This is a genomic window from Geomonas propionica (genome assembly GCF_016458235.1).
GTDB classification, from domain to species: domain Bacteria; phylum Desulfobacterota; class Desulfuromonadia; order Geobacterales; family Geobacteraceae; genus Geomonas; species Geomonas propionica.
The window spans coordinates 71909-94789 of the sequence record NZ_JAEMHK010000017.1 but is presented as its reverse complement, the minus strand read 5'-3'; the positions used below and the strand labels follow the sequence as shown (position 1 = coordinate 94789).

The 22881-nt window shown below is 64.8% G+C and carries 23 protein-coding genes; all 23 read left to right on the top strand.

Annotation, left to right across the window (positions count from 1 at the left end; all coding sequences use genetic code 11):
- The first annotated feature begins 695 nt into the window (after positions 1–695).
- The 23 genes from JFN90_RS19210 (at position 696) to yqeB (ending at position 22851) form a co-directional block, all read left to right on the top strand.
- Positions 696–1838 carry a hypothetical protein gene (locus JFN90_RS19210; RefSeq protein ID WP_199396734.1) on the top strand — a complete coding sequence of 381 codons (1143 nt, stop codon included), beginning with the start codon at positions 696–698 and terminating at the stop codon, positions 1836–1838.
- A gap of 57 nt (positions 1839–1895) precedes the next feature.
- Positions 1896–3740, top strand: a complete 1845-nt coding sequence (locus tag JFN90_RS19205; protein WP_199396733.1) for an FAD-dependent oxidoreductase — start codon at positions 1896–1898, stop codon at positions 3738–3740.
- 13 nt (positions 3741–3753) lie between these two features.
- On the top strand, positions 3754–4497 hold the full coding sequence (locus tag JFN90_RS19200) for a cytochrome b N-terminal domain-containing protein (protein ID WP_199396732.1): 744 nt from the start codon (positions 3754–3756) through the stop codon (positions 4495–4497).
- A 36-nt stretch (positions 4498–4533) separates the two neighbouring features.
- Positions 4534–5055, top strand: coding sequence for a cytochrome b family protein (locus JFN90_RS19195; RefSeq protein WP_199396731.1), 522 nt, complete (start codon positions 4534–4536; stop codon positions 5053–5055).
- 60 nt (positions 5056–5115) lie between these two features.
- Positions 5116–5619, top strand: a complete 504-nt coding sequence (locus JFN90_RS19190; protein WP_199396730.1) for a QcrA and Rieske domain-containing protein — start codon at positions 5116–5118, stop codon at positions 5617–5619.
- Positions 5620–5632: 13 nt separating this feature from the next.
- Entirely contained in the window at positions 5633–6574 is a 942-nt protein-coding gene (locus JFN90_RS19185) for a c-type cytochrome (protein ID WP_199396729.1), read from the top strand.
- Between the two features lie 23 nt (positions 6575–6597).
- Positions 6598–6975 carry a c-type cytochrome gene (locus JFN90_RS19180; protein WP_199396728.1) on the top strand — a complete coding sequence of 126 codons (378 nt, stop codon included), beginning with the start codon at positions 6598–6600 and terminating at the stop codon, positions 6973–6975.
- On the top strand, positions 6972–7391 hold the full coding sequence (locus tag JFN90_RS19175) for a twin-arginine translocation pathway signal protein (protein ID WP_199396727.1): 420 nt from the start codon (positions 6972–6974) through the stop codon (positions 7389–7391). Before JFN90_RS19180 ends, JFN90_RS19175 begins: the two co-directional genes overlap by 4 nt.
- Before the next feature lie 25 nt (positions 7392–7416).
- Complete coding sequence (locus JFN90_RS19170) at positions 7417–9003, top strand: FAD-binding oxidoreductase (protein ID WP_199396726.1); 1587 nt, start codon at positions 7417–7419, stop codon at positions 9001–9003.
- Positions 9004–9048: 45 nt separating this feature from the next.
- Positions 9049–10602, top strand: a complete 1554-nt coding sequence (locus tag JFN90_RS19165) for an FAD-binding oxidoreductase (protein WP_199396725.1) — start codon at positions 9049–9051, stop codon at positions 10600–10602.
- Between the two features lie 33 nt (positions 10603–10635).
- Positions 10636–11556: a SphA family protein gene (locus JFN90_RS19160; RefSeq protein ID WP_199396724.1), complete on the top strand. Its 921-nt coding sequence runs from the start codon at positions 10636–10638 to the stop codon at positions 11554–11556.
- A 13-nt stretch (positions 11557–11569) separates the two neighbouring features.
- Complete coding sequence (gene buk / locus JFN90_RS19155; protein WP_199396723.1) at positions 11570–12643, top strand: butyrate kinase; 1074 nt, start codon at positions 11570–11572, stop codon at positions 12641–12643.
- Between the two features lie 37 nt (positions 12644–12680).
- The gene (locus tag JFN90_RS19150; protein WP_199396722.1) at positions 12681–13448 is read left to right on the top strand and encodes an SDR family NAD(P)-dependent oxidoreductase; all 768 of its coding nucleotides are present in this window, start codon (positions 12681–12683) and stop codon (positions 13446–13448) included.
- A gap of 325 nt (positions 13449–13773) precedes the next feature.
- Positions 13774–15501 (top strand): aldehyde ferredoxin oxidoreductase C-terminal domain-containing protein, encoded by a 1728-nt coding sequence (locus tag JFN90_RS19145; RefSeq protein ID WP_199396721.1) that lies wholly within the window; start codon positions 13774–13776, stop codon positions 15499–15501.
- Between the two features lie 15 nt (positions 15502–15516).
- The gene (locus JFN90_RS19140) at positions 15517–15744 is read left to right on the top strand and encodes a MoaD/ThiS family protein (protein ID WP_215906878.1); all 228 of its coding nucleotides are present in this window, start codon (positions 15517–15519) and stop codon (positions 15742–15744) included.
- 24 nt (positions 15745–15768) lie between these two features.
- Positions 15769–16689, top strand: coding sequence for a bifunctional enoyl-CoA hydratase/phosphate acetyltransferase (locus tag JFN90_RS19135; RefSeq protein WP_236019074.1), 921 nt, complete (start codon positions 15769–15771; stop codon positions 16687–16689).
- A gap of 57 nt (positions 16690–16746) precedes the next feature.
- Positions 16747–16944: a twin-arginine translocase TatA/TatE family subunit gene (locus tag JFN90_RS19130; protein ID WP_199396720.1), complete on the top strand. Its 198-nt coding sequence runs from the start codon at positions 16747–16749 to the stop codon at positions 16942–16944.
- Entirely contained in the window at positions 16937–17359 is a 423-nt protein-coding gene (locus JFN90_RS19125) for a MarR family winged helix-turn-helix transcriptional regulator (protein WP_328755833.1), read from the top strand. Before JFN90_RS19130 ends, JFN90_RS19125 begins: the two co-directional genes overlap by 8 nt.
- Before the next feature lie 97 nt (positions 17360–17456).
- On the top strand, positions 17457–18323 hold the full coding sequence (locus JFN90_RS19120) for an FAD binding domain-containing protein (protein WP_199396718.1): 867 nt from the start codon (positions 17457–17459) through the stop codon (positions 18321–18323).
- A gap of 13 nt (positions 18324–18336) precedes the next feature.
- Positions 18337–18852, top strand: coding sequence for a (2Fe-2S)-binding protein (locus JFN90_RS19115; protein ID WP_215906877.1), 516 nt, complete (start codon positions 18337–18339; stop codon positions 18850–18852).
- 10 nt (positions 18853–18862) lie between these two features.
- The gene (gene hcrA / locus JFN90_RS19110; RefSeq protein ID WP_199396717.1) at positions 18863–21262 is read left to right on the top strand and encodes a 4-hydroxybenzoyl-CoA reductase subunit alpha; all 2400 of its coding nucleotides are present in this window, start codon (positions 18863–18865) and stop codon (positions 21260–21262) included.
- Positions 21263–21275: 13 nt separating this feature from the next.
- Positions 21276–22037, top strand: a complete 762-nt coding sequence (locus JFN90_RS19105; RefSeq protein ID WP_199396716.1) for an XdhC family protein — start codon at positions 21276–21278, stop codon at positions 22035–22037.
- Entirely contained in the window at positions 22024–22851 is an 828-nt protein-coding gene (yqeB, locus tag JFN90_RS19100) for a selenium-dependent molybdenum cofactor biosynthesis protein YqeB (RefSeq protein WP_199396715.1), read from the top strand. Before JFN90_RS19105 ends, yqeB begins: the two co-directional genes overlap by 14 nt.
- Positions 22852–22881 lie beyond the last annotated feature (30 nt).

Here is a 22881-nt window from a genome sequence, read left to right as displayed (position 1 = left end):
GGGGGGTATGAGTAATGGTATATCAATACCAAAATACGAAGAACAATGTTATATTCATTTGTAGACATTTGCAAGCCGCTTTCTGCGGTGCGCGCGTAACCATCCGTAGCTCGCTACTTTTTTCCCGCCGCTAGTGTTGCTCAACTTCCTTCCCATCTGCTCGCGCAGGGTGCCCTGTAGGGGCTAATGCACGTCTCTTTACTATTGTTCAGTGATATCAAATTGATAATGAAATCTTGCCGGGTTGCGCCGCTGCGGTGCTTACCACATGGAGTTCATCAAATGATGAAAACCGCCGGGGCACCACCCTCGAATTTCATCAATTGGTGAACAGCTGCGCGGGCCTTTTCGCCGCAGATAAATCGCGTGCGACAAAAATTACGCCCCTCGCATATCCGCACCTAACCGATTTCACATGGTTTTTCCAGGAACGATAATCTTGCATACAAGCGATAACGATGTTTTGGCATTGCCCGTGCTTTTGGAAGGGGGTGTCAGCGGGCAAACGATGACTGCAGGTCCTGGTACGGTGGCTTGTCCCGTGCCGGTCACAGTATTAGGTGTGTAAGTAACTGTAACAACGATAATAACAAATGAACAAACTGGTGGCTGTCACACTGGCGTTGCCAGATGCGAACCGATTTTAGTCTCACATAAAACTGTTTGTGGAAGATATCCATAAGGGAGGACGCGCCATGAGTATATCGGGGGATGGGCAGGACGGTGTGACCATGGAAGCAATCGAGACGGCCTGCTTGGATGCCGGGGAGAGTCGCGTGGCCGCAGCCCCGGGATTCGGGCAGCTCGTGGTCTACCTGGCGGTGTTCATGGGGATCAGCTGGTCGATGATGTACTTCATCCCCACCGGGGCGCTTTTCACCGTGTTCCTCCCCGCCTCCTTTTACGTGCTGTTCGGCATCGTCGTCTTCTCCCCGCTGGTTTCGGGTGGCTGGCCCTTCGCGCCTCCCTTGGGGAACTGGAAGCCGGGCGACGGCATCTGGAAGCCCGGCCTCTCCACCACGGCGCTGCTCACCGTGGTCGCGATCGCGGGCCCCCTGGCCACCACCAACCTCTACCCCCGCTTCCCGCTGTTCCCGGTCGGGTTCTGGTGGGGCATCATCCTCTTCACGGTGACCCTTTGGTACGCCTTCTCGTGGAACGGGTGGCCGCTGAACCAGAACTGCTCCCCGGCGGTGCGCGGCATCGGTGGCGGGGCGGTCATCGTCGGCATCACCGCACTCTTGTGGCAGCTGGTGAATCTCTCCGGCACCCCCTTCGCCGGCGCCTCCTACGACCCAAAGGGTCCTTTCCAGGCGGAGTGGTTCTTCGGGTTGCTGGTCTGGATCATCGTCTGGATCCAGGCATTCTCCAACGTGCTCACCTTCCAGCAGTGGCCCTTCTACAAGATGCGGCAGCCCCTGGGGGAAATCGCCAACACCGCCGTCTGCGTCGTCCTCGGCTGGCTCTGCTGGACCGTGAGCCTCAAGTTCATGGCGCCGACCTTTTCCTTCGCCGCCTTGGGTGGCTCCATCATCGGGATGCAGAACTTCCACGGCGCCATCTTCGGCTACTACCCCTTCGCGAAGTACAAGCAGCCCAGGCGCGGTCTCTGCAATTTCGTCACGGAGATCGTCCTGGCCTTCGGCTGGATTGCCCTGATGCGGCTCATCATGCCTCCGGTGGTGGCCAGGGTCCAGGCGGCGGGGCTTCCCTTCGACCTGAACGTGGTTTCCGTGCTGTTCACCCTCCACTTCGTGGCCCTTTTGACGCTGATTCACAACTTCTATTTCCTGAGGGCGCCGCTTCCCCCCAGCGGTCCTCCTCCCGCGCCCCAGTAGCCGTCCGCACGTGAGTGATCCGGAAAGAACGCACCACCTGCCAAAGAGGAGTCGGAAATGGAACAACAAACCGGCAAGTACCAGGTGAAGATCCTGGGTATCGAGGAGTACCGGGCGCTGACCGCGTGCCAGAGCGCCTGCCCTGTGGGGACGGACACCAAGCGCTACGTGAGCGCCATCTCCAGGGGTGACTACGAGAAGGCCTACCTGATCGCCCGGCAGACCAACCCGCTGGTCTCGGTCTGCAGCAGGGTCTGCACGGCGCCCTGCGAGAAGTCCTGCCGCAAGGGGGAGACCGGCACCCCGGTGGACATCCGGGCCCTGAAGCGCTTCGCCTGCGACCAGCACGGCGCCGCTTCCACGAAACGCGTGGTGCAGCGGCTGGACGAGCTGTCCCGGCGCGCCGACTGGGTGAGCGACCGCGCGGGCAACCACGTGCTGAACCTCTCCAGACAGGTCGAAAAGGCCAGGACCAAGCAGGCGACCGCGGCCCAGGGGGCGCGAGTGGCCATCGTCGGTTCCGGCCCCACCGGGCTTACCGCGGCCCACGACCTGGCGCTGTTGGGGTACGCGGTGACCATCTTCGAGGCGGCTCCCCACGCCGGCGGTCAGCTCCGCTCCGGGATCCCGGCCTTTCGCCTCCCCAAGGACGTCCTGCAAAAGGAGATTGACGCCATCCTGGAGCTCGGGGTGGAGCTTCGGCTGAACACCGTGGTGGGCGCCGAGCTGACCCTTGCCCGGCTGCGCGAGCAGGGGTACCAGGCGGTGCTCCTCACCATCGGCCTGCAGGACCCAATGCGCATCGAGATCGAGGGGACCGGACTGCGCGGCGTCTACAACGGCATCGATTACGTCAGAAACCATGACCAGATCGAGCTGGGGAGAAGCTGCCTGGTGATCGGGGGGGGCGGGGTCGCCATTGACTGTGCCCAGCACGCGGTGCGCCAGGGGGCGCAGCAGGTGATGATCGCCTGCCTGGAATCGTGGGAGACCATGCCTGCCAGCCGTGTCGAGATCGAGGACGCGCAGGAAGAGGGGATCACCTTCCACCCCTCCCTGGGGCCGCAGCGCTTCCTGGGAGAGGACGGCAGGGTGACCGGGGTCCAGTTCATGAAGGTGGCCTCGATCTTCGACGGCGAGGGGAGGTTCAAGCCCACTTTCGAACCCGACTCGGAGCACGTGATCCGGGTGGACTCGGTGATCCTCGCGGTGGGACAGGCCTCGAATCTCGCCTCCCTGAAGGGGCTCGAGGGGCTGGAGGTCACCCCGGCCGGGCAGATCAAGGCGGGCGACGACATGTCCACCAGCCTCCCCGGGGTCTTCGCCGGAGGGGACGTGCGCTGGCGCTTCGCCCGAAACGCCACCGAAGCGATCGCCGACGGGCAGAAGGCGGCGCGCTCCATCCACGGCTACCTGCGGGGCGAAGCATTGCAGGTCAGGCAGAGGGGGTACATGAGGGCCCTGCCGGCGGACTTCGTCAACACGCGCTGCGACACCATCGCCGCCGCCAAGATCCCCAAGCGGGAGGCGGAGGAAAGGGTGAGGACCCGGGAGGAGATCACCCTGGGTTTCCAGGAGAAGGAGGCCCGCGAGCAGGCGGCGCGCTGCCGGCAGTGCAGCATCCAGACCGTCTTCGACCGCTCCCGCTGCCTTTTGTGCGGCACCTGCGTCGACACCTGCACCCAGGGGACGCTGAAGCTGGTGCGCCTGGAGGAGGTCGAGGGGGACGAGAAGCTGGTGCAGCTTACCGCAGCCCTGGCAAAGGGGGCGCCGGGAACCAGGGCGAGGACCGCGATCATCAAGGACGAAAGCAGGTGCGTCTCCTGCGGCATGTGCGCCCGGCGCTGCCCCGGCGGCGCCATCACCATGGCGGAGTTCAACCTCGACGAGGAATGGGAATAGGAGGAGAAAACCTATGAGCGCAACGGTCTACAGCATCAGAGATTCCATCAAGAACCTCCCCAAGAACATCAGGAGTTCCGTGCTGCGCCCCGTGGAGGGGACTCCGGAACAGGCGCGGGCGGCGGCGGTCTTCGGCAACGTCTTCTTGCACATCCACCCGGCGCGGGTGCACGAGAACTCCCTGCGCTTTGGCTACACGCTTGGGCTTGGGCTGATCTCGTTCTACCTGTTCCTGATCCTGGCCATCTCGGGGACGCTGCTCATGTTCTACTACACCCCGTCCACGCAGCTCGCCTACCACAACATGAAGGACCTGGAGTACGTGGTCTCCTTCGGGGTGATCCTGCGCAACATCCACCGCTGGTCGGCCCACGCCATGGTCGCCGCCGTGTTCCTGCACATGTGCCGGGTCTTCTACACCGGCTCCTACAAGGCCCCCCGCGAGTTCAACTGGGTGGTGGGGATCTGCCTTTTGCTGATGACCCTGTTCCTGAGCTTCACCGGTTACCTCCTCCCCTGGGACCAGCTCGCCTTCTGGGCCATCACCGTGGGCTCGAACATCGCGGCCTACGCCCCCTGGATCGGGGAGAAGATCCGCTTCGTGATGCTCGGGGGTAACGAGGTCGGGCAGATGGCGTTGATCAGGTTCTACGTGCTGCACGTGGCCCTGCTCCCCGTGGCGGCGCTCGTCCTCATGGGGGTGCATTTCTGGAGGATCCGCAAGGACGGCGGCCTGTCCCGCCCGGCGGACCGTTAATGCGGCATCGAATTCAGACCGAGAGGAGGTGCAGCCATGCACGTGGTTAAAAAACAAGAGATTTTCCCGAGGGACCCGAACAAGACCTACTCGCTGATGGCCATCGTGGACGGGGACTCGCTCCAGGTGGACAAGGACCCCGGCGACACCGTTTCCAGCTGGCCGCACCTAGTGCTGCGCGAACTGCTGGTCTTCCTGGTGGTGGGGATCGCGGTCGTCGCCGTGTCGCTTCTGTTCAACGCGCCGCTCGAGGAACCGGCCAACGCCCTGCACTCCACCAACCCAGCCAAGGCGCCCTGGTACTTCGTCGGGATCCAGGAGCTGGTCAGCTACTCCGCCTTCCTGGGGGGAATCGTGGCCCCGGCGGCCATCGTGCTGTCGCTTTTGTTTCTCCCGTACCTGGACCGTAACCCTGCCGGCGTCGGGGTCTGGTTCGCCAAGGAGCGCAGGGTCGCCACCAGCATTTTTACCGTCTTCGTGGTGGCCATGGGGATCCTGATCGTGATCGGGCAGTTCCTGCGCGGGCCGAACTGGACCCTGAACCTCCCCTGGCATTGACGGGTTTCCCCCTTCGCAAAGGGGGACTTCAACAGCGAAAGACAACAAGGAGGATACGTCATGGAACTGAACAACTTCGGGGGTGCGGCGACCATGCCCGACGGGCTGGACGAGGGACGCAGGAGTTTCGTGAAGAAGGTGACGGCGACGACGCTTGCCCTGGGGGTGGGCGGCATCGCCCTGCAGACCGGGCGGTTCCTGAAGCCCAACGTGCTCTACGAGCCGGCCCGGGCCTTCAAGGTGGGGGACCTCTCCATCTTCCCCATCGGCAGCCGCATCGTCATCGAGGGGCGCGGGGTCGAGATCGTCAGGGAGCGCGACGGCATCCACGCCGTTTCCCTGACCTGCACCCACCTGGGGTGCCTGGTGAAGCAGGTGGAGAACGACCCGGACGTGGCCTACGCCTGCCCCTGCCACGGCTCCACCTTCGCCCACAAGGGGGAGGTGCTGGGCGGGCCGGCCCCCAAGGACCTCCCTTGGTACGAGATGTACATGGACCACACCGGCGCCCTCGTGGTGGACACCTCCAAGGTGAACCGCGAGCGGACCAAACTCGTCGTCTAGGGAGGGCATGGAGATGGAAAAAGCAGTCTTGCGTAAGCTCACCACACTCTGCGTCGTCTGCGGGCTCGTCTGCCTGGTCCTCCTGGGAGTGGCGGGGTTCCGCGACACCAACCGGGAATGGAAGTACTACCAGGAGGATTACCGGGAAAAGCTGATGGGGAAGCTGGGCCGGGACAAGAACCCCGCCATGTACCAGCGGGTGGCCGAGATGAAACCGGAACTGAAACAGGTGGTGGTGACCGAATGGCAGACGGTGGACCGCTGCGTCACCTGCCACATCTCGATCGAGGACCCGCTCTTCGCCCAGGCCGGCCAGCCGCTGAAGACCCACCCGTACCCGGAGCTTTTGAAGCAGCACCCGGTGGAGCGGTTCGGCTGCACCATCTGTCACGGCGGCCAGGGGCTCGCCACCACCTACTACGGCTCTTCGCACGAACCGATCCACAACTGGCCGGTGACCCTGGTGACCAAGGGGCTGATGCAGTCGCGCTGCGGCTACTGCCACAAGGACTTCGAGGCGATCAAGGCGGACAAGCTCATCGCGGGGCGCGCCCTCTACCAGGAGCTGCACTGCGCCGGCTGCCACCAGATCAACGGCCAGGGGGGCGCGGTCGGCCCCGACCTGAGCTCCTTCGCGGACAAGGACCCCAGCAACTTCTCGCTGGAGAACCTGAAGGGGAGCCGCTCCAAGCAGAACTGGGTCATCGAGCATTTCCAGGACCCGCAGCGGGTCTCCCCCGGCTCCCCCATGCGCGGCTACGCCATGAGCGACAAGCAGGTCGAGGCGCTGGCGAGCTACGTGCTGAGCCTGAACCAGAGGGAGTTCACCCGCAAGTACACCCCGAAACTGCGCGCGGGCTACCTGCCGCCCCGGGTGGACACGGTGCTCCCCGAGCCGGAACTTGGCACCACGTCCAAGGTGGAAGCTGACGGCAACCGGGACCTGCGCCTTTAACCGGACCAACACAGGAGCGAGATATGAAAAAAACCATCTTATCGGTAGCGGCGGCGCTCTCCCTGGTGGCCGTCACCACGCCGGCGCCGGCCGTGACGGGTCCGCCCAAGATGCCGTACGCCTTCGAGATGTACTGCGTGATGTGCCACCAGCAGGGGGTCCAGATCGGCCCCACCGGCATCTTCGACATGCAGAGTAAAAGCGGCAACCCGCTGCACGAGCAGTACATAAGGAACAACGTCCGCTTCGGGATGAAGGCCATGCCCGCCTTCAGGCTCTCCGAGGTGCCGCCCAAGGAACTGGACGGCTTCGTGGCCTACCTGAAGGAGGTCGCCGCCTACAGAAAGATCAACCCCACATACCGGCCGGTTCCGGCCCAAAAAGGAGGGGCAAAGAAATGATCAGCCAGAACAGAAGGTCCTTTTTCAAGACGGTGATAGCCGCCGGAGCGGCCATGGCGGTTTCCGGTACCGGCACCCTGGCAGGAAGCGCGCACGCCGCCACCGCGGGAGCGATCAACGGCGTCTGCGTCTACGCCCCGGGCCTGGGCAGTGCCCGCGATTTCGTGGAGAGCATGCAAAAGAGCGCGCCGGGAGCGTGGAACGTGCAGCCCCTGTCCGGCTCCCTCACCGACTGCTACTTCCAGGCGGCGCTTCTCTTCGAGGACGCCAAAAGGGGGAGCACCAACACCTTCGTCGGGGTGCTGGACCAGGCGAGCTTCGCCGTCGTGCACGAGGCCATCGTCGATCGCGGCGGCCGCTTCCACTACGTGACCCAGAACGGGGCGGACCGGGTCACCTTCTCCGTAGAGGTATAGGACGCCACAGACCAGGAGGTATCAGATGAGCCGTTTCGTTGCGCTTCCCAAGGGAGTATCGGAAGAAACCTTCGCCCGGGCGATCAGCGAGTACCGCGCCCTTTTGGGCGAGGGGAGGGTGAGGACCGACCCCGCTTCCCTGCAGTCCTACATGAAGATCATGATCCCGGAGTCGGAGGAGCTGCACAAACCGTCGGCGGTGATCTACCCGAAGTCGGTGCAGGAGATCCAGAAGATCGTCGGGATCGCCAACAAGTACAAGACCCCGCTCTGGACCGTCTCGACCGGGAAGAACATGGGGTACGGCACAGCGGCTCCCGCGACCCGCGGCCAGATCGTCCTGGACCTGAAGACCATGAACCGCATCGTCCACGTGGACGAGGAACTCGGGTACTGCCTGGTGGAACCGGGGGTTACCTACTACGACCTGCAGCAGCACTTCAAGAAGAACCGGATGAACCTCTGGGTCGACGTGCCGGCTCCGTCCGCGATGGCGAGCCCGGTGGGCAACACCGCCGACCGGGGCGTCGGGTACACCCCCTACGGCGAGCATTTCCTGTTCTCCTGCGGCATGGAGGTGGTGCTGGCCAACGGTGACGTCATCAGGACCGGCACCGGCGGGCTCGCCAACTCGAGCTCCTGGCAGACCAACAAGTGGGGCAACGGCCCCTACGTGGACGGCCTGTTCACCCAGTCCAACCTGGGGATCATCACCAAGCTCGGGGTGTGGCTCATGAAAGGGCCCCCGCCGGGCGGCTACTACCCGTTCCTGATGAAGTTTCCCAAGGTGGAGATGCTTCCCGACATCATCAAGACCCTGATGCCCCTGCGCATGAGCCAGATCATCCCTAACGCCTGCATCGTGGTGAACGCGGGGTGGGAGGCGGCCGGGTACTTCACCTACGACAAGAACGGCAAGGGGACCAACCGGGAGACCTTCTACAAGGGGAAGGGTTCGCTCCCCCCCAAGGTATTCCAGCAGATCATGGACAAGTACGACGTGGGGGCCTGGAACTTCTACGCGGCGCTGTACGGTTCCCCGGAGCAGGTGGCGCTCAACTGGAAGTACGTCTCCGGGGCCTTCAAGCAGAAGTTCGGCAAGGACGTTCGCATCATCACCGAGAAGGAGGCGAAGGATGACCCGATCTTCGAGTACCGCCGCCAGCTGATGATGGGGGGCTCCACGCTCCAGGAGTTCGGCCTGTACAACTGGCGCGGCGGCGGGGGCTCGATGTGGTTCGCCCCGGTGGCGGCGCGCCCCTCGGAGTGCGAGCAGCAGATGAAAGTGGCGACCGACATCCTCAACAAGTACGGCTTCGACTACGTCTCCGAGTTCATCGTCGGGTGGCGCGACATGCACCACATCATCGACCTGCTCTACGACCGCACCCAGCCCGAGGAGATGAAGCGCGCCTACAAGTGCTTCGACGAGCTCCTCACCGTCTTCACCAAGAACGGCTACGGGACCTACCGGACCAACACCGCGTTCATGGACAAGGTCTCCCGCAGCTACGGGGAGGGGATGCGCGACATCCACCACAAGCTGAAGCGGGCGCTGGACCCCAACAACATCCTGGCGCCGGGCAAGTCCGGGATCAACCTGCAGGCCTAGCGCCGGCACCGGGCAACAGACCACCACAGTCGAGGAGGCATCCAGATGAGCAGCTTTATGGCACTCCCCAAGGGGATTAACGAAGACACCTTCGCCAAGGCGATCCGGGAGTACCGCTCCCTTTTGGGGGAGAACCGGGTCCGGACCGACGCGGCGTCCCTGCAGCGCTATCTCAACAACGCGCTGGCGCCGACCGCCCAGCACCGCCCCTCGGCGGCCCTGTACCCGGCCAGCGAAAGCGAGGTGCAGGGGGTGGTCAGGATCGCCAACCGCTACAAGACCCCGCTTTGGACCTGCTACGGCGGCGAGAACCGGGGCTACGGCGGCGCGGCGCCGGCCACCGACGGACAGATCGTCCTCGACCTTTCCGGGATGAAAAAGATCATCGAGGTGGACCGCGAGCTGGGCTACTGCCTGGTGGAGCCGGGGGTCACCTATGACGACCTGCAGCGCTACCTCGCTAAGAACAAGATCGACCTCTGGCTGGACACGCCGGCGCCGGCGGCCGGGGTGAGCATCGCCGGCAACATCCTCGAGCGCGGCACCGGCTACACCCCCTACAGCGAGTCCTTCCTCTTCTCCTGCGGCATGGAGGTGGTGCTGGGTGACGGCAGCCTGATCCGCACCGGCATGGGGGGAATCCCCAAGACCACCAGCTGGCAGGTCTTCAAGTGGGGCTTCGGCCCCTACGTGGACGGCCTCTTCTCGCAGGGTAACAGCGGCATCGTCACCAAGGTGGGAGGGTGGCTCATGCCCCCACCGCCGCCGGGCGGCTACAAGCCGTTCTGCATCCGCTTTCCCAGCAGCGAGATGGTGGGGCACATCGTCAAGCCGCTCATGTTCCTGCGCGAGACCCAGATCGTCCCCAACGCCTGCGCCCTGGTCAACGCCGGGTGGGAGGCGGCCACGGTGGCCCAGGGGAAAAAGAGCGGCTTCGTGAACGGCGGCAAGGGGACCCTCGCCACCCGGAAGGTGCAGGAGCGGTACGGCGTGGGAGCCTGGAACCTCTACGGGGCGGTGTACGGCTCGCCGGAGCAGGTGGAGCTGAACTGGAAATACGTCTTCGGCACCTTCACCAAGGCCTTCGGCAACAAGATCAAGATCATCACCGAGAAGGAGGCGAAGGGGGACCCGGCCTTCCTGTACCGCGCCCAGCTCATGAAGGGTGAGGTGACCAGCAACGATCCGCTCGACTCCTGGCGCCCCGGCGGCGGTTCCATGCGCTTCCAGCCGACGGCGGCGGCCCGCCCCGGCGAGATCGCCCAGCAGGTGAAGCTCGCCACCGAGATCGTGAACCGGCACGGCTTCGACTACCTGAGCGAGCTGGTCTTCTTCTGGCGCGACGCCCGCCACGTCATCGACCTGCGCTTCAACCCAGCCGACGCGGCCGAGTCCCGCCGGGCGCAGCAGTGCTATGAAGAGCTGACCAGGTCCTTCACCAAGCGCGGCTGGGGGATCAACCGCACCACCCCGGCCTTCATGAACCAAGTAGCGGACACCTACGGCCCGGCCATGCGGCGCTTCAACAAGACCGTGAAGAAAGCCCTCGACCCGAACAACATCGTGGCCCCGGGGAAGTCCGGTATCACCCTGGCCTGACCCTTTACTTGCAATGAACGACAGGAGGCACCAATGACGCACGCACGGATTTCGATCTTCGCCCTGTTTCTGGCGGCACTCTTCATCTGCCCCCCGGCCCACGCCTTCAACAGCAGTTCCTTCAACGGAACCGCCGACTTCTACGCCGGGGCCGCGCCGCCGCCGGGGCTGCACCTGATCGATTACAACGTGTTTTTGGACATCAAGAAGGTCCAGAACAAGGGGCAGGGAATCACCGACGGCGAGGGGACGCTGACCGCCATCGCCTTCCGTCCCATCTACGTCTCGGACAAGGGGCTCTTCGGGGGGAACTTCCTGGTGCACTCCATCATCCCGATCCTTTCCGTGGAGGCCAACGTGACCGCCCAGACGCCCGGCGGGCCGGTAAGCGTCAACGGGCATGACGGCGGGCTGGGCGACATCTACTTCGGGGTCGGCATGGCGTGGCACACCAAAACCTGGCACTGGCTGACCGTGCTGGACGTGATCACCCCCACCGGCGCCTTCGATCCCGCCAAGCCGATCAACGCCGGCAACAACGCCTTCATCATCGAGCCGGTCGTCGCGGTGACCGGCCTCTTCGACAACGGCGTCGAGGCGAGCGCGAAGCTCATGTACTCCTACCACACCAAGAACTCCGACTACATCGAGGCCGGCACCGGCCTGCGCGGCTACCAGACCGGCCAGGCGGTGCACATGGACTACATGCTGAACTACGCCGTCACCCCGAGCCTCAAGCTCGGCGTTACCGGCTGGATCTGGCAGGGGTTGCAGGATGACAAGATCGGCGGCGTCAGGCGCCCCGACACGAGAGACCGCGAATTCTCCATGGGCCCCGCAGTGCGCTACCAGAACGGGAAGTTCGGCCTCGTGGGCAAGTACGTGATACCGGTGACGGCCGAGAACCGCATCGAGGCGAACCAGACCTGGATCGACCTCGTCTATTCCTTCTGACAAGGAGCCAACCATGAACAGCACCAAGATATTGATCATCAACCCCGGTTCCACCTCGACCAAGATCGGGGTGCACCTGGACGGCGAGATGAAGGTGAACGAATCGGTGAAGCACGCGGACGAGGAGCTGAGGACGTTCCCGACCATCTGGCACCAGTACGACTACCGGAAGGACGCCATCCTCGGGGTGCTGTCCGAGAACGGGCTCTCGGTTAGGGACATGAACGCGATCGCCTGCCGCGGCGGCAACGTGAAGCCGCTGCCGGGGGGGACCTACCGGGTCTGCAACAGGATGATCGAGGACATGAAGAGCGGCATCTACGGCGCGCATCCGATCAACGTCGGTGGGCTCGTGGCCTACGATCTCGGCAGGCAGCACGACATCCCGGTCTTCACGGCAGATCCACCCATGACCGACGAACTCTGCGCCTCGGCCCGCTACTCCGGCATCCCGCAGATCGCGCGGCAGAGCAGCTTCCACGCGCTGAACCAGAAGGCGACCGCCCGCAAGGTCTCGGTGGAGCTCGGGAGAAGCTACCAGGAGCTGAACCTGATCGTAGTGCACCTGGGGGGGGGCATCTCGGTCGGCGCGCACAAAAACGGCAAGATCATCGACGTGAACAACGCGCTCGACGGTGACGGCGCCTTCTCCCCCGAGCGGGCCGGGACGATTCCGGCCGGGGACCTGGTGAAGCTCTGCTTCAGCGGTGAGTACACCAGGGACGAGGTCTTGAAGCTCCTCACCGGGCGCGGCGGGCTCTACGCCTACCTCGGCACCACCAACGCCATCGAGATCGAGAGGCGGATCGCCCAGGGGGACCAAAAGGCCGCCGAGGTGTACGAGGCGATGGTGTTCCAGGTGGCCAAGGAAGTGGGCGCCGCCGCGGCGGTCCTGGAAGGGAAGGTGGACGCCATCGCGCTTACGGGGAGCCTGGTTTATTCCAAGGTGCTCCTGGAGAGCCTACTGAGAAAGATCTCCTTCATCGCACCGGTGCACCTGAACCCGGGGGAGAACGAGATGGAGGCGCTGGCCGACGCGGTGCTCAGGTATTTCAACAGGGAAGAGGAGCTGGCCGTCTATTCGTAGCATCACCAATAAACCAACCTAAAAAGGAGATACGACCATGGGAAGACTCAACGGAAAAGTTGCCATCATCACGGGTTCCGCACAGGGGATCGGGGCTGCCTACGCACTGGGGTTCGCGAAAGAGGGGGCGAAGGTCGTGATCGCCGACGTCATTGACGGGCAGAAGGCAGTACAGGACATCCAGAAGGCGGGGGGCGAGGCGATCTACGTCAAAACCGACGTCACCGACCAGGCCCAGTGCGACGCCATGGCCGCCGCCGCCAGGGAACGTTTCGGCAGCGTGGACATCCTGGTCAACAACGCGGCCGTCTTCGGCAGCATCGTCATGAAACCCTTCACCGAATACACCACCAAGGAGTTCATGAAGGTGCTGGAGATCAACGTGGTCGGGCAGTTCCACTGCATGAAGGCGGTCTTCCCGTTCATGAAGCAAAAAGGGGGCAAGATCGTCAACATCGGCTCCTCCTCCGTCAACGAGGGGGTCCCCGGGATGCCGCACTACGTCGCCTCCAAGGGGGCCATCATGGCGCTCACCCGTTCCATGGCCCGCGAGATGGGGGACTACAAGATCAACGTGAACACCATCGCCCCGGGCTTCACCCACTCGGAGGGGGGCAACAACTTCGACAAGAACAAGGCCATGGACATCCCGCCGCTGGAAACCCTGCAGCTGAACGCCCGCTGCATCAAGCGCGAGGCGGTGCCGGAGGACCTGATCGGCCTGGCGCTCTTTCTCTCCACCGACGACTCCGCCTTCATCACCGGGCAGATGATCGTCCACGACGGCGGGCTCTCCTTCCACTAGGGGAGAACGGCGGGGGGAGCGCGGGGCGGTACCTGGGCCGTTCCGCGCTCCCGGATGAAGCCAAAAGGGGCTTTCGAGGACTCCGGGGCCATGTTTCCATGATCTCCCCCTCCCTCGACGGGCCTGCGCGCCGTAGCGCTTCGGTCCGCGAAGGCGGGAGGGGGCTGGGGGGTGGGTGAAGCCGCAAGCAGGGGAAACGATGGCTACTTCCCCCACCCCCTAACCCCCTCCCGCAAGGGGAGGGGGGGGCAGTTCACCCGGAGTTTGAGGAAGTACCCTGGAAACGCACTTCCCCGGGACATTCGCAGCAAAGGAGAGGATAGCTATGGACAAAATCTACCGTGTGAACATGTCGTCTTTGCAGTGCTCCGTCGAGCCGGTCCCGACCCCGTGGGCGGGGCTTGGAGGGCGTGCTCTCACCTCGGCCATCGTGGCCAAAGAGGTCCCTCCCACCTGCCACGCGCTCGGGGAGAACAACAAGCTAGTCTTCGCCCCGGGAATGCTGAGCGGTACCACCGCCGTTAACAGCGGCCGCCTGTCGGCCGGCGCCAAGAGCCCGCTCACCGGCACCATCAAGGAGAGTAACGCCGGCGGCACCGCCGCGCAGGTGCTGGCGCGCCTGGGGGTGAAGGCGCTGATCATCGAGGGTATCCCCAAGGGGGACGGCTGGTACGGTCTGCACGTGAACAGTGACGGCGTCACCATCGTCGAGGAGACGGAGCTGATCGGCAAGGGGAACTTCGCGGTGATCGAGGCGCTGGAAAAGCGCCTGGGCAAGACCGGCGTCCTCACCATCGGCCCGGCCGGCGAGATGAAGATGCTCGCCGCCAACATCTCGGTGCGGGACATCGACGGCAAGCTCAGAAGCCACGGGCGCGGCGGCCTGGGCGCGGTGATGGGGTCCAAGAGGATCAAGTTCATCGCGCTCGACGGAGAAGGCACCACGGCGGTCTCCCTGGCGGATTCCGCCAAGTTCACCCAAGCGGCGCGCACCTTTGCCCAGGCCATCATGAACCACCCCGGCACGGGGCAGGGGCTCCCCACCTACGGCACCGCCGAGATGGTGAACATCGTCAACGCGGCCGGCGGGCTCCCCACCAGGAACTTCCTGCACGGCCAGTACCATGACAACGAGAAGATCTCCGGCGAGACCCTGCGCGAGACCATCATCGAGCGCGGCGGCAACCCGAGCCACGGCTGCCAGTCCGGCTGCGTCATCAAGTGCTCCCAGGTCTTCGTGGACAAGAAGGGGAAATACGTCACCTCCGGCCTCGAGTACGAGACCATCGAGATCCTGGGCGCCAACGCCATGATCGGCGACCTCGACGTGATCGCCGAGGCGGACCACCTCATGGACGACATAGGCATCGACTCCATCGAGACCTCGGTCGCCATCGGCGTGGCCATGGACGGCGGCGTGCTTCCCTTCGGCGACGGACAGGGGGTGCTGAGGCTGCTGCGCGAGGATCTGCGTGCTGGGACCCCGCTTGGGCGCACCATCGGCAGCGGCGCGGGGAATGTCGGAAAGTTGTATGGGGTGACCCGGGTGCCGGTGGTGAAGAACCAGGCTATTCCCGCCTACGACCCAAGGGCCATCAAGGGGATCGGCATCACCTACGCGACCAGCACCATGGGCGCCGACCACACCGCGGGCTACGCGGTCGCCACCAACCTGATGGGCGTTGGCGGCGGGGTGGTCGACCCGCTCAAGAAGGACGGGCAGGTGGAGCTGTCGCGGCACCTGCAGATCGCCACGGTGATGCTCGACTCCCTGGGGCTGTGCCTCTTCATCGGCTTCCCCTCCGCGGATGACCCGACCTGTGTTCCGGCCATCGTGGACATGCTCAACGCCCGCTTCGGGTTGGAGCTGACCCCGGAGTGGTTCGGCGGACTGGGGATCACCACGCTGAAGACCGAGCGCGCCTTCAACCAGGCCGCCGGCTTCACCAGCGAGCACGACCGGCTCCCCGAGTTTTTCCGCGAGCCGCTTGCTCCCAGCGGCGCGGTGTGGGACTTCACCGGCGATGAGATCGACCAGTTCTGGAACTTCTAGAAAGGGGGTAGAGCCATGATCGAGGTGACCGTGAATCTTTTGGCGACCTTCAGGACCGATCGCTTTAAGGAAGAGCAGCAGCAGGTTCCCGAGGGGACCACGGTGGGAGCCGTGGTCTCCGGCATGGGGATCACCGAGAGGGAGGTGGGGATGGCGCTGGTGAACGGCCGCCATGCCCCGATGGCCCACCCCCTAACCCACGGCGACGTCCTGCACCTGGCCCCCTGGATCGCGGGAGGGTGAATCCCCTTCACAAAGGGGGACTGTATGAAAAACAAAGGAGACATGACCATGATCAGATGCCTGGATGACCTCTACGCCGCGGTGAGGGAGAAGGAGGTCAAGTCGATCGCCGTCGCGGTAGCCGAGGACGAGGCCATCATAAAGCTGGTGCAACAGGCGGTGCAGAAAGGGATCGCCCGCTTCATCCTCACCGGCGACGCCAAGCGCATCACCGAACTGCTGCGCCAGCAGGGGCTGGAGCCGTCCGACTTCGAGATTCACGACTGTGCCAGCCACAAGGAGGCGGCGGAAAAGGCGGTGAGCCTCGTGGTGCAGGGGAAGGCGCACCTGGTGATGAAAGGTGAGCTGCAGACGGCGCTGTTTCTGAAGGCCCTCCTCGACAAGGAGAAGGGGCTGCGCGGCGGCAACCTGATCAGCCAGATCACCGTGACCGAGAAACCGGAAGGGGACGGGCTCCTCATGTTCACCGACTGCGCCATGAATATCACGCCGACCCTCGAGGAGAAGAAGCAGTTGATCGAGAACGCGGTGGGGCTTGCCATGAGCCTTGGCTATCAGCAGCCCAAGGTGGCAGTGCTCTGCGCGGTGGAGGTGGTGAACCCGACCATGCCCGACACCATGGACGCCGCGGTGTTGAGCAAGATGGCTGAGCGCGGCCAGATCGCCAACGCCCTGGTCGACGGTCCCTTCGCACTGGATAACGCCATCTCGGTCGCGGCGGCGAAGCAGAAGAAAATCGGCGGGCCGGTGGCGGGGCAGGCGGACATCGTGCTGGTCCCGAACCTCCAGGTGGGCAACGCCATCCACAAGGGGCTCACCTATCTGTCGCAGAGGAAGGTGGCCGCCGCGGTGGTCGGGGCGAAGGTTCCCATCGTGATGACGTCCCGGGCCGACACCACCGATACCAAGCTCTACTCGATAGCCATCGCCACCTACGTTTCCTGATCTAAGGCCCCCGCAAGGGGGGGATTTCGAGCCACCGCCGCAAGAAAGGAGAATGCCATGTTCGGATTCGGAGTGCCTGAATTGATCATAGTCCTGGCCATCCTGGTCATCGTTGCGGGCCCTGCCCGGTTGGCGGGGGTCGGGGGAGCCGTCGGGGGCGCGCTGAGGAGCTTCAAGAAGGGGGCGCAGGGGGAGGAACCCAGGGAGATCGGCGGCGGCGAGGCGCATGGCGGGGAGGGGAACAGCCGTGTCTGACCACCTCCCCCTCACCGAGAACATCGTGTTCCTGGTGGCGAAGGCCCACCAGAGGACCCAGGGGGTGCTCAAGGGGCACCTCCAGCCCCTGGGTATCACCCCGATGCAATGCCTGTTCATGGAGTCGCTCTGTTCCGAGGAGGGGCTGAGCGTCGGGGAGATCGGGCGCCGCATCGCCCTCGACACCGCCACTTTGGCGGGCATCCTGGACCGTCTGGTCAACGGCGGCTGGGTGCTCAGGGAGAGCGACCCGGCGGACGGGCGGGTCGCCCGCGTTTACCTGACGCAGAAAGCGCGGGAGGTGATCCCGCAACTGTGCAGCGCGGTAAACCGCACCAACGACGCGCTGCTGCACGGCTTCTCGCTGGAGGAGAAGGTGCTCTGCAAGCGTTTCCTGCGCAGCATCAAGGAGTGATCCGTTCCCTTTTTTGCCGGTATCCCTCGCATGCAAGAGATTATGTCCCCCCTTTGCGAAGGGGGATTTAGACAGAAAAACCACCAAGGAGACAACCATGTACGTGCCCGATTTCGAGTATCACGCACCCAAGAGCGTCGCGGAGGCCTGCGCCATCCTGGCGGAGCTGGGGGACCGCGCGACCGTGCTCGCAGGGGGGACCGACGTCCTCCACAAGATGAAGGTAGGCAAACTCGCACCGGAGCACCTGGTGTCGCTGAAACACCTGGACGAGCTGCGCGACATCCGGGAGGAACCGGGCCGCGTGGTGATCGGCGCGCTGGCGAGCCACAACCAGATCTACACCTCGAGACTGCTGCAAAGGCGCTACCTGTCGCTTCCCATGGCCGCCCACACCATGGCCTCGAACCAGATCTGCAACCTGGGGACCGTGGGGGGCAATATCGTGAACGGCGTCCCCTCGGCCGACCTCCCCCCGATCCTGATCGCGCTCAATGCCTCGATCCGCCTCACCAGCGCCCACGGCGAGCGGACCATGCCGCTGGAGGATTTCTTCCACGGCTCGGCGCAGACCCGCATCGAGCAGGGGGAGATCCTCACGGAGATCGAGATCCCGGACCAGGCCAGCACGGGGAGCACCTACCTCAAGTTCGGCCTGCGCCGCTCGGGAGCCCTGGCCGTTGCCGCTGCCGCGGTTTCGGTGCAGGTGGCCGGGGAGACCCTGCACGGCGTCCGCATCGTGCTCGCCTCCGCCGCACCCACCGTTATCAGGGTAACCGGCGCCGAGCGAAGCCTCGTGGGACGCAGGATCGACGACGACCTGCTGGCGGAGGCGGGGTACCTGGCGGCCCAGGCGAGCAGCCCCAGGGACAGCATCCGGGGCTCGGCGGAGTACCGCAGGAACCTGGTCGAGGTATTGACGAAACGCGCGCTCAGAAAGGCGATCGACGAAGGTCACGCCTAGAAAGGAGGGATATATGGCTCAGGCAATTACGGACAAGGACGGGGTGAAGCGTTATCTCATCACCCTCAATGTGAACGGCGACGCCCACACTCTGCTGGTGAAGGGGAACGCGATACTCACCAACGTGCTGCGCGAGCAGCTGGATCTGACCGGCACCAAGAAGGGGTGCGAGCTGGGGGACTGCGGCTCCTGCACCGTGCTGTTGGACGGCAAGCCCGTCGATTCCTGCCTGGTCCTCGCGATCGAGGCGGACGGGCGGGAGATCACCACCATCGAGGGGGTGATGGAAAACGGCCGGCTCGACGCCATCCAGGAGTCGATGATCAACCACGCCGCCGTGCAGTGCGGCTACTGCACCCCCGGCATGGTGCTCTCGGCCAAGGCGCTTTTGACCAGGAACCCGAACCCTAGCGAGCAGGAGGTGCGCGAGGCGATCAGCGGCAACCTCTGCCGCTGCACGGGGTACGTTCACATCGTGGAGGCCGTCATGGCCACCGCCCAGGGGCGGCTAACGCCGGACGACCACTAAGGAGATAAAGATGAGCGACAACCACAAGGTAATCGGCCGCAGCGTGCCCCGCATCGACGGCCCGGAGAAGGTCACCGGGGCGGCCAAATATACCGGGGACCTGAAGTTCCCCAACATGCTCTACGGCAAGATCCTGACCAGCCCCCACGCCCATGCCCGGATCCTCTCCATCGACACCTCGGCGGCGGAAAGGCTCCCGGGGGTGAAGGCGGTGATCACGCACAAGGACGTGCCCACGCTGAAGTACGGGCTGAGCCCGGCGCGCTGGGATGAGAGCATCTTTTGCAGCGACAAGGTCCGCTTCGTCGGCGACAAGGTGGCCGCCGTGGCCTGCCTCGATGAGGACACCTGCTACCGGGCACTCAAGCTGATCAAGGTGGAGTACGAGGTGCTTCCCGCCGCGCTCGACTTCCTGCACGCCATGGACGAGGGGCAGCCGCAGGTGCACGAGGAGTACGCGAGAAACATCAACACCGAGATCCACCAGGAATTTGGCGACGTGGAGAAGGCCCTGGCCGAGGCGCACCACGTGCGCACGGACACCTTCGTGGGGCAGAGGACCTACCAGTCCCCCATCGAGCCGCACTCCGCCATCTCTATGTGGGATGGGGAGAAGTTGACGATCTACTCCAGCACCCAGTCGCCGCACTACTTCCAGCACTACATCGCCCGCGAGTTCGACATGCCCATGGGGGACGTGCGCATCATCAAGCCGTACCTCGGGGGCGGTTTCGGCGGCAAGCTGGAGCCGACGGGGCTGGAGTTCGCCGGCGCGGTGCTGGCGAAGCTGACCGGGCGGCCGGTGCGGACCTTCTACGATCGCGCCGAGATGTTCGCCCACAACCGGGGCCGCCATGCCCAGTACATGGAGATCACCACCGGCGTGGACAAAGACGGCAAGATCCTCGCCGCCAAGGCCAACTTCATCATGGACGGCGGCGCCTACACCAGCCTGGGCATCGCCAGCGCCTACTACGCCGGCGCCCTGTTGCCGCTCACCTACGAGTTCGACAACTACCAGTTCGACATGTTCCGGGTCTACACCAACCTCCCGGCCTGCGGCGCCCAGCGCGGCCACGGCGCACCGCAGCCCAAGTACGCCTTCGAGAGCCACCTGGACAACGTGGCGGCGGACCTGGGGATAGATCCCATGGACATCAGGATCATCAACGCCCGGCGCCCCAACACCGTGACCCCCAACGATTTTCGGGTCAACTCCTGCAAGATCAAGGAGTGCCTGGAACGGGTGCGGGTGATGTCGGGGTGGGACGAGAAGAAGAAAAACCTCCCGCACGGCAGGGGGATCGGCGTCGCGACCGGCAGCTTCGTCACCGGCGCGGGATATCCCATCTACCGCACCGACCTGCCGCATGCCGCCGCCTTCATCAAGGTCTGCGAGGACGGCACCGCCGCCACCCTCTACACCGGTTCCGTGGACATCGGCCAGGGCTCGGACACGGTGCTCTGCCAGATGGCAGCCGAGGCGATGGGGTACCGCTACGAGCAGATGAAGATCGTCGCCGCCGACACCGAGATCACTCCGCTCGACTTCGGCGCCTATGCGAGCCGCCAGACCTACATGTCCGGGGCGGCGGTGAAGCAGGCCGGCGAGGAGGTGAAGCGGCAGATCCTGGACATGGCATCGTCGATGCTGGGGCTCCCGGCCGATGACCTCGACTGCGGCGACGGCATGATCTTCTCCAAATCCCGCGGCGGCAAGAGTCTCACCTTCGAGGAGGTGGCGCGCAAGCACTTCGTGCTGAGAGGACCGCTGCTTGGACGCGGCTCCTACACGCCGCCCAAACTGGGGGGGAGCTTCAAGGGGGCGGCCGTCGGCACCTCACCCGCCTACAGCTTCGGGGCCCAGGTGGGAGAGGTCGCCATCGACGAGGAGACCGGCGAGATATCCGTGGTCGGGATCTGGGACGTGCACGACTGCGGCAAGGTGATCAACCCGCGCCTGTTGCACGGCCAGGTGCACGGCGCCCTCTACATGGGGATGGGCGAGGCGGTCTGGGAGGAGGTCCTCTTCGACGACAAGGGGAGGATCAAGAACGCCGAACTCGCCAACTACCGCCTGCTGACCGCGGTGGACATGCCCCCGATCACCTCCGAGGTGGTGGACAGTTACGAGCCGAGCGGCCCCTGGGGGGTGAAGGAGGTGGGCGAAGGTGCCACCAACCCGACCCTGGGGATGTTCTCCAACGCCATCTTCGATGCCATGGGGGTGCGGGTGAACTCGCTGCCGCTTTCCTACGAGAAGGTGTGGCGCGCCCTGAAGGAAAAGCGCGAGCGGGAGGAGGCGGCCCAACGGGAACAGGATGCCCGGCGCGAGGCGCAGGGCCGGCGGGCGGACGCCCAGCGGGAAACGGACCCCGCTCTGCCACCGCTTTACGCCAATCCAGCTTGAGATAGGAGGAGATATGTGGGACTGGGTAGCAAAACTCGATGAACTGCGGCGCCGTGACCAACTGGCGGTGCTGGTCACGGTCACCAAGAGCGCGGGATCGACCCCCGGCAAGAAGGGGGCGAAGATGATCGTACTCCCTGACGGCACCTTTTTCGGCACCGTCGGCGGAGGGGTGCCGGAGCACTTCGCCCTGGAGGACGCCAGGAAGTGTTTCGAACTGATGCGCGACACCACCACCACCGTTCCGCTCGAGCAGCGGGGCGAGTTTCCCGCCTGCGGCGGCACCATGGAGCTCTACATGGAACTGGTGAACGACAACCCGCGCCTGTACCTGTTCGGCGCCGGCCACATCGCCCAGTCGCTGTGCCACGTGCTGGACGGCACCCACTTCCGGGTCCACCTGGTGGACGAGAGAAGCGAATGGATCAACGCCCCGTCGCTGCCGGCCGGCGTGATCCGGCACCAGCGGCACTACAGCGACTTCATCCGTGAGGCGAACTGGTGCGACCAGAGGACCTACACCACCATCCTCACCTACAACGGCGCGGTGGACCAGCAGGTGCTGGCGGAGGTGCTGCCGAAGCCTGCCCGCTTCATCGGCATGGTGGGGAGCAAGTCCAAGTGGGCCAAGATCCAGACGAACCTGGAGGGGCTGGGCCACGACCTGTCCCGGGTGCGTTGCCCGGTCGGACACGACAACGGCGGCAACTCACCGCGCGAGATCGCGGTGAGCATCGCCAGCCAGCTTTTCGCTACCAGCCATGACCGCGAATAGCAAATCAGGAAAGCGCCTCTCCGAGCGGGTGGTGGTGATCCGGGGCGCGGGGGAGCAGGCCAGCGGCATCGCCTGCCGGCTGTACCGGGCCAACGTGCGCCGCATCCTGATGCTGGAAACCGGATTTCCCCTCGCGGTGCGCCGGCTGGTCTCCTTCTGCGAGGCGGTGCACGACGGGGAGATCACGGTGGAGGGGGTCACGGCCGTCAGGGCCGACCGGGTCGAGGATGTCGCCGGAATATGGAGCGCCGGCAGGATCGGCGTCCTCGTGGACCCGGCAGCGGAGAGCCTTTACACGGTGCGACCCGACCTCCTGCTCGATGCGACCCTCGCCAAGAGAAACCTCGGCATTTCCATTGGCGACGCGCCATTGGTGGTGGGCCTGGGACCCGGCTTCAGCGCCGGGGTTGACTGTCACCTGGTGGTGGAGACCAACCGCGGCCACGATCTCGGCCGGGTGATCGGGGCCGGGCCGGCGGAGGCCGATACCGGCATTCCCGGTGCCATTGGCGGCTATACCAGCGAGCGGGTGCTCCGGGCGCCGGTTGCCGGCCGCTTCGAGAGTGAGCGGGCTATAGGCGACCTGGTGCAGCTGGGGGAGACGGTAGGGCGGATCGGTGAGGTCGAGGTACGGGCCGCAATCGACGGTGTCCTGCGCGGGATGATCAGGCCCGGCGCCGTGGTTAAGGCCGGATTGAAGATCGGGGATATCGACCCGCGCGGTCGCAAGGATTACTGCGTGACCGTCTCGGAGAAAGCCCGCGCGCTGGGCGGCGCGGTCCTGGAAGCCCTGCTGGAGCGCTACAACTGCTAGGCGACGTTGATAACACCCCCTCCCTTGACG